The organism is Weissella confusa (genome assembly GCF_004766315.1).
Classification (GTDB): domain Bacteria; phylum Bacillota; class Bacilli; order Lactobacillales; family Lactobacillaceae; genus Weissella; species Weissella confusa_A.
Window position 1 is genome coordinate 1 of record NZ_PVSN01000015.1, and the last position, 6,255, is coordinate 6,255.

The 6,255-nt window shown below is 41.8% G+C and carries 15 protein-coding genes; 12 read left to right on the forward strand and 3 right to left on the reverse strand.

Going from position 1 to position 6,255, the window contains the following annotated elements; translation table 11 throughout:
- Positions 1 to 180 precede the first annotated feature (180 nt).
- The 3 genes from C6P11_RS02410 to C6P11_RS02420 all read right to left on the reverse strand — a co-directional run bounded on the left by C6P11_RS02410 (position 181) and on the right by C6P11_RS02420 (position 1,521).
- Complete coding sequence (locus C6P11_RS02410; protein WP_135518286.1) at positions 181 to 546, reverse strand: TIGR02328 family protein; 366 nt, start codon at positions 544 to 546, stop codon at positions 181 to 183.
- Between the two features lie 220 nt (positions 547 to 766).
- Positions 767 to 1,174, reverse strand: a complete 408-nt coding sequence (locus C6P11_RS02415) for an ImmA/IrrE family metallo-endopeptidase (protein ID WP_135518287.1) — start codon at positions 1,172 to 1,174, stop codon at positions 767 to 769.
- Entirely contained in the window at positions 1,171 to 1,521 is a 351-nt protein-coding gene (locus C6P11_RS02420) for a helix-turn-helix domain-containing protein (protein WP_135518288.1), read from the reverse strand. The genes C6P11_RS02415 and C6P11_RS02420 overlap by 4 nt, the downstream gene beginning before the upstream one ends.
- 279 nt (positions 1,522 to 1,800) lie before the next feature.
- On the opposite strand from C6P11_RS02420, the gene C6P11_RS02425 reads away from it, so the two are divergent.
- From C6P11_RS02425 to C6P11_RS02465, 12 genes are all read left to right on the forward strand, one after another.
- On the forward strand, positions 1,801 to 2,037 hold the full coding sequence (locus tag C6P11_RS02425; protein ID WP_135485738.1) for a hypothetical protein: 237 nt from the start codon (positions 1,801 to 1,803) through the stop codon (positions 2,035 to 2,037).
- Between the two features lie 13 nt (positions 2,038 to 2,050).
- Positions 2,051 to 2,791, forward strand: a complete 741-nt coding sequence (locus C6P11_RS02430; protein WP_135518289.1) for an ORF6C domain-containing protein — start codon at positions 2,051 to 2,053, stop codon at positions 2,789 to 2,791.
- Between the two features lie 2 nt (positions 2,792 to 2,793).
- Positions 2,794 to 3,081, forward strand: a complete 288-nt coding sequence (locus C6P11_RS02435) for a hypothetical protein (RefSeq protein WP_135518290.1) — start codon at positions 2,794 to 2,796, stop codon at positions 3,079 to 3,081.
- Positions 3,071 to 3,274: a hypothetical protein gene (locus C6P11_RS02440; protein WP_135386122.1), complete on the forward strand. Its 204-nt coding sequence runs from the start codon at positions 3,071 to 3,073 to the stop codon at positions 3,272 to 3,274. The genes C6P11_RS02435 and C6P11_RS02440 overlap by 11 nt, the downstream gene beginning before the upstream one ends.
- A gap of 4 nt (positions 3,275 to 3,278) precedes the next feature.
- Positions 3,279 to 3,431: a hypothetical protein gene (locus C6P11_RS10895; RefSeq protein WP_167849511.1), complete on the forward strand. Its 153-nt coding sequence runs from the start codon at positions 3,279 to 3,281 to the stop codon at positions 3,429 to 3,431.
- Positions 3,412 to 3,579 carry a hypothetical protein gene (locus C6P11_RS10900; RefSeq protein WP_167849512.1) on the forward strand — a complete coding sequence of 56 codons (168 nt, stop codon included), beginning with the start codon at positions 3,412 to 3,414 and terminating at the stop codon, positions 3,577 to 3,579. The genes C6P11_RS10895 and C6P11_RS10900 overlap by 20 nt, the downstream gene beginning before the upstream one ends.
- 131 nt (positions 3,580 to 3,710) lie before the next feature.
- Positions 3,711 to 3,977, forward strand: coding sequence for a hypothetical protein (locus C6P11_RS02445; protein ID WP_135518291.1), 267 nt, complete (start codon positions 3,711 to 3,713; stop codon positions 3,975 to 3,977).
- On the forward strand, positions 3,964 to 4,278 hold the full coding sequence (locus tag C6P11_RS02450) for a hypothetical protein (RefSeq protein WP_135518292.1): 315 nt from the start codon (positions 3,964 to 3,966) through the stop codon (positions 4,276 to 4,278). The genes C6P11_RS02445 and C6P11_RS02450 overlap by 14 nt, the downstream gene beginning before the upstream one ends.
- Positions 4,279 to 4,353: 75 nt before the next feature.
- Entirely contained in the window at positions 4,354 to 4,533 is a 180-nt protein-coding gene (locus C6P11_RS02455) for a hypothetical protein (protein ID WP_135518293.1), read from the forward strand.
- A complete protein-coding gene (locus C6P11_RS10905) occupies positions 4,533 to 4,697 on the forward strand; it encodes a hypothetical protein (protein WP_167849513.1) in 165 nt (54 codons plus the stop codon). Before C6P11_RS02455 ends, C6P11_RS10905 begins: the two co-directional genes overlap by 1 nt.
- A complete protein-coding gene (locus C6P11_RS02460) occupies positions 4,697 to 5,404 on the forward strand; it encodes an AAA family ATPase (RefSeq protein WP_135518294.1) in 708 nt (235 codons plus the stop codon). The genes C6P11_RS10905 and C6P11_RS02460 overlap by 1 nt, the downstream gene beginning before the upstream one ends.
- A 2-nt stretch (positions 5,405 to 5,406) precedes the next feature.
- Positions 5,407 to 5,931 carry a hypothetical protein gene (locus tag C6P11_RS02465; protein ID WP_135518295.1) on the forward strand — a complete coding sequence of 175 codons (525 nt, stop codon included), beginning with the start codon at positions 5,407 to 5,409 and terminating at the stop codon, positions 5,929 to 5,931.
- The last annotated feature ends 324 nt before the right edge of the window (positions 5,932 to 6,255 follow it).

Here is a 6,255-nt window from a genome sequence, read left to right on the forward strand (position 1 = left end):
TCAAAAAACGCCCAATCGAAAAAAACACCCTGAAACCGTGCCAAGGTACTGGCAGTTTCAAGGTGATTTATCGTATTTTACTGATTTAGCTGTGGTTAAAAATTTAGTGCATGAATAATCCGGGTTTAACGTGATTCCCATTCTGCACGTATATGTATGCGACCTTAACGGGTGGCTTTTTTAATCTATCTCAATGCCTTTTTCTTTTAAGTTTTTAATACACTCTGTTAAATAGACGTTGTCGTGCTCGGGGTAAATCGGCGAAGTCAGAACTTCACTTGATAGTGAAGTATAAGCAGCTTCATTAGCTCCACGGTACAAGGGGTCTAACCACAATGCGCTAGGTTTATACCCGCGATTTAACATCTCGTTCATTACTAGTTGGTGATATTGAAATAATTTGTATGGTGAGTGGTCAAAGACGTAATTTACAGTTGCATGCTTCTTACCCCAACCAGCGCCACGAAGTGCACAACACTCTCTATGTTGCCCCAGCAATTGCTGACGAGGGAGTTTTGAGATTAAAGATTCGTGCCACAATCTCATATTAATAACTCCTTTCTAGGTAACGTGGTTAGTACGTCCAATTTTTAAAGAAGTAAAGATAGATAAAATCAACTATTGCGAAACCAACTATCCATGTAGCAGCTACGTGTTTAAAATAAGCTTCTTTCAACTTAAAGTAAGCATATAGAGATATAGAGATTAGCAATAGTAATGTGTTGACAATGATTAAAATTGTACGTAGCAAACGAATGCCTCGCTTTCATGCTTGCATAACCGCTTCGCGGGCCATATCTTCAAAGTAAGAAGGCAGTCCCAAGGATTCCATAAAGTTAACGTAGTTTCGATATTCGACCGGGGTATCTCGGAAGAATAAAACAGCTAAAAAATTTAACGCGAATTCGTGAGCATGACGTTCTTCCAGTTTCTTACTATAAGGTGAGAATGCATAAACCCCCTGACTACCCGTGTCTCCATCAATGAGGTGAGCTAATTCGTGCGCCAACCGAAAGGCGTATGAAAATTTAGTTTTAAATGAAACGTTCATGAAGATGACTTTCTCTTCAACGATTGCTACATCTGGATCGTGCATCCCAACATTAACTTTGATAATCACGATTCCACACTGACGAGCAATAGAGTTTAACTTTGAGATGACCGTTTGTATCACTCATCATCACCTCGTAACTTACGTAAGCTACGGACTTGGTCGATGATGAATTGCTTGTACTCATCTGATAATTCCATACCGTCCAACGCAAGAATAGTAGTATCTTGTTCAAGGTCTACTTTTTTATCTTCTTTCTTATTACTGTGCATCTCATCAGTGTTACCTAATAGGTAGTCTACTGATACACCGAGCACGTCTGCCACGGCTTGTAGTGTCTTTGCTGAAGGTTCCTTTGTTTTCCAACCGTAAATAACATTTGGAGAAAGTCCAGCTTGTTCAGATAGAACGCGTAGGCTACTAAATCCATGTTTTTTTGAAATTTCTTTTACTCGTTCAAACAGCGTCATATCAATACCTCAAGGGGCACAGGGGAATATTTTGCACTCTGAAAGTAACAAAAGTGTTTACTTGCACTTTTCTGTGTGCTATATTTATTCCTGTACCAAAGTTCTTTAAAAAAGTGGTGCACAAAAGCAAACGTTGATAACGATGGTATCTGACATGAAACGACGTTACAACAGTGTTTTTAGTGCGTTTATTTATGTGTATATCATAGCACTCCATGGAGTGCATGTAAACGAAAGAAAAGAACAAAAGTACATCAAATAATAAAAGGAGGTCGTGAAATGGTAGCAATTACGATTAACCAATCATATTTAGACAGGGTTGGACGATTGATTGGCGACATCTATGCGGCTCAAATGAAGGAAAAAGAAGTCTACGAGTATTTGGGTGTTTCTAAAACAACGTGGATGAATGTTAAGTCTGGTTTGGCCGGGCAAAACACTATCAACCGAGTTTTAAATGGTGCGGAGACGTATGTAGCTGGTGTCTTGAATGAACGCCGAAAGCAAATTAACTAAGGGAGAAATAAACATGACAAACGAAGTACAAGTATTTAACGGCTTGAAGGTTAAGGAAGTAAACGGACAAGTAATGTTCGATGCAGAAAGTGCAGCAATCGGGTTGGGTATCACGCAAGAGAAGAATGGCGTCATTTATGTTCAATGGAAGCGTGTAAATAATTACCTAAATAACGTTTCCGCACATGTGCGGAAAGATGAAAATTTTCCACTTGTGGGGAAGGGTGATTTCATTACTGAACCGCAATTCTATAAGTTAGCAATCAAGGCTAATAACGAAACAGCAGAACGTTTCCAAGATTGGGTAACAACTGAAGTTTTGCCAAGCATTCGCAAGACAGGCGGTTATCAAGTGAAACCAATGACACCAATGGAATTGCTAGAAACGCAATTCGAAGCATTGAAGGAAGTTAGTGCCGATCAGCAAGAGTTACGTGGTGAGTTTGCCAAACTAAAGGAACAGTTTGGACTGCCTAATGATTTGCGTAAGCGATTTACAAAGGCACGCAACAAGCGGGTTGTTGAAGTGATGGGCGGGTACTACGGAACAGCCTACAACACTAAGAAGTTGCGCAACGCAGTATACCGTCAACTCGGTAACGTCATTAAAGACCGTTTTGTTATTAGTGAGTTCGCCAACTTGCCAATGTCGAAGTTCGATGAAGCAATGCGTTTGACTCAAAACTGGCAACCAGACGAGGTATTGACGTTTGCCATCAACGGAGCCAATGAACAAGCACTTTTGGAGGTTTAGAAATGGCTAATAAAAATTTGACTGTAGCCGTAAAGCGGAGAGTTAGCAATATGTCACTAGCAGAATTAATCAATGATGGACTGAGTTTAAAGGGCAATAAGACCCGTTATTGGTTAGCAAATGTAACGGGTGTATCTATCGCAGCGTTATATGACGTATCGAACGGAAAACGAAATAGGTTAACTTTACCAGCGATGGTTAAAGTGGCCATTGCGTTAGATTTAGATTTGAACGAATTAAAGAAGATTGATTGGGACAATCAAGAACAAGGAGATAAACATGACGAATGAAGTTCAAAAAGACGTACTAGGTCAGAAGGATGTTGCTGAACTGTTTGGTCACTCGGTGAATTGGTTCAAGAACAACCTGCGTTTCACTAAGAAGTTCATGCAAAACGTGCCAAACAAGACACCTAATGCGATTCGACCAACATATTTACGTCACGATGTCGAACGCTTTAAAGAATTGAATGATTGGTGGTGATGAGATGCAATCGGTAGGGTATGCAATCGCAATTGCTGTTGGCAGCGTGGTGTTAATGGCGTGGCTCTTTGATTTCCTAGATGCACATGGATTCCACTTGCGACCACATTGGGAGAAGAAGATGAAGGAGGCAACTGATGATCAAGACGATTGTTAAGGCATTGGCTAACGCATTCGATGCGCTTGCACTCATTGGACTTGATAGTCAATTTGAGAAGCGTTCCAAAAAGGCAGCCGCCGATGTTGGCTGGGATCCAGATGAATATTGGAATGGCTTTGTTGAGTACAACAACTCACATCAATAACAATTGAATATGGGTCGCGCATCGCCAGATGCACATCAACCACTTACATGTAATATTTTTTCTCTTACTGTTTGTCTCATAACAACATGTTGGTGTGTGTCTTGGGGTGTGCGACCCAGAAAGGAATGGAAATGGATGAATTTACTCCGGTGATGATTTCACCGAAACAATTGGTTTCAATCTTCATCGTTCAAGGTGTCGAAAACTTGTACGACGAAGAGTTGGCTGACCAATTAGGAATTAGCGAGACTTCGTTGAGCATGATGCGTGAAGCAAAGTTTGATGGCATCTTAATGTCGCCTTGGTTGGCGTTGAATGTACATCGTCTTTTGTCAGAAAAGCACCATCTTATTGAATTCACAAAATACGTATTGGAGGACGATCATGGCGGATTATGATATTGGATCAACAGGTGTTGCGAAGTTGCATCACAGCTTTGCACCAGATAAGGAGTTTGACATCGAAGCAGAGCGTAAGCGCATTCTGCAAAATAATGGTCGTTTGGAACACCGTACTACTTGGGTAGCGCCTGGCGAAAATCAGGTGAAGAGAGATGAGTATGAAAGTCGGTACCAAGTGTTCAAGAAGATGCTAGACGCAGGTAAATCAGCAAGTGAAATTGCATCAGCTATTGGAGTGTCTAAGGTGACGCTGTCATCGATTCGTTATCGTGGACGATACCAAAAAGAAAACGCCTAACGGCTGCAACCGTTAAGCGTTGGTAATTAATTTGGGATAGTTAACTACCCTCTAATGATAACACAGGAGAAATATATGCCTAACGATTTACTTGATCCACCTAATGACGATGAGCCATGGGGTGTTGATTACAAAGATGATGAGATATGGCCAGGCGATGAAGTAGTTGAGATAGATTCATACCTAGTAAAGGTTGAAGATGCAGCTGACTTCATTGTTTGGTACGGAAATATCGTTGATACGGAGGAAGCGTAATGGCACAAGCCAACAATGAACGATATAAGGAATACGTGCGACGGACACTAGGTGATTTGTTCTGGCAACAGTTTGCAGGTGAAGACAAGACGGTGATTAAGGTTGCCCTGGAAGACCTGAAAGTTGAAATCGAACAAGCAATTAATCAATTGGAGGAAAGCTGATGCAGTTTTACGAAGCGGGCAAAATCCCAAACGTCGGCAACATGTATTTTGTCTACGGTGGTAAGGGTACTGGTAAGACAAGTTTGGCTAAGCAACTACCTGGTAACAAGTTGTTGTTCAGCTATGACGGTTCAACTAATGCAATTGCTGACACAAAAGATATTCGAGTAATCAGATTTGGACAATCGGACGCTGCACAAGCTCAGCAACAAACCAACTATTGGCTAGAGCGTATGTTGTACACAACAAACGATGAAGGTCAACGTGTGCCAATTGGTAAATTCGGCGCAATCATTTTGGACAATGTAACAGCATTGCAGAATTGGGTGATTAACAATATCGAGAATGCCAGCAAGGACGGACGTCAGAACTGGAACACAGTTCAAATGTGGTTCCGTGATCTAGCTATGTATCTTCGCGATACTAAATTACCAGTACTAGCAACGGCGCACGAGCTTCGAACAGAACTGACCGATGCAATCGGAACGCCACTGTTCAAGCCAGATATGAACGATAAGACATTCAACGCGTTTGCAGCACCGTTCGACGTTGTCGGACATATCGCAATTAAGAACGGCGAACGCATTATTGACCTTGACCCTGAAAAGGGAAACCAAGGCGCAAACCGCTTAGATGACCGCAAGGAAGTTAAAGCATCAGAACTAATCATTAGCGAAAACGAAGAAGAAAAGAACGAGGAACAATAATCATGGCATTTACTTTTAACTCACAAGACATCAAAGCTGCTTCAAAGGTTTTGGGATACGGTGGTGATTACCGAGTCAAGGTTCAATCTGCCGAGTATCAAGGTAAGGACGATAATCCACAGAGCAAGCAATTTGGTTCGGACAAGTTCCAAGTTGTCTTTGAGGTCATGGACGGGTCTGAAGCAGGCGCAACTATTCGTCACTTCTTCGTGGATGACTCATCTTCAACTGGTTACACACCATTCCGTTACCGTGAAATCAACGCCATGTTTGCTGGTATTGGCAGTGTGAATGACGGTGCTGCAATTGAACTTGCGAACGTTGGTCAATTCTTGCCTGGCCAGATTTTGTCTGTACGTGTTAACGAGTTTGAAAAGTTCACGACAAGCCAAGGACGCATCGGCTATTCGCCAAATGTTGCAGCATTTGGCGCACCTATCAAGGAGTCTGTGCCAGACAAGTCCAACCCACGACCAAAATTGAATGGTGCAGAGACATCTATCAATCCCGGATTATTCATGCACTAAATTTTTAACCACAGCTAAATCAGTAAAATACGATAAATCACCTTGAAACTGCCAGTACCTTGGCACGGTTTCAGGGTGTTTTTTTCGATTGGGCGTTTTTTGAGAAAAATGGGCACACTAAAACCAGCCAGATTTTGCTATTTTTTTGAAAATCTACTTCGTTGTTTTATTGCCACAAAGCATTTAGTCGTTCCCAAGCTCGCCAGAACAGACCATCGAATTGTTCTTGGATGCGGCTATCTAACGTCAAGATCACCTTGCGGGCGTGCTTAGTGACACGTCCCCCGATTTTTAACAAACGGTCTCGAAAGGTGTTGATTGTCC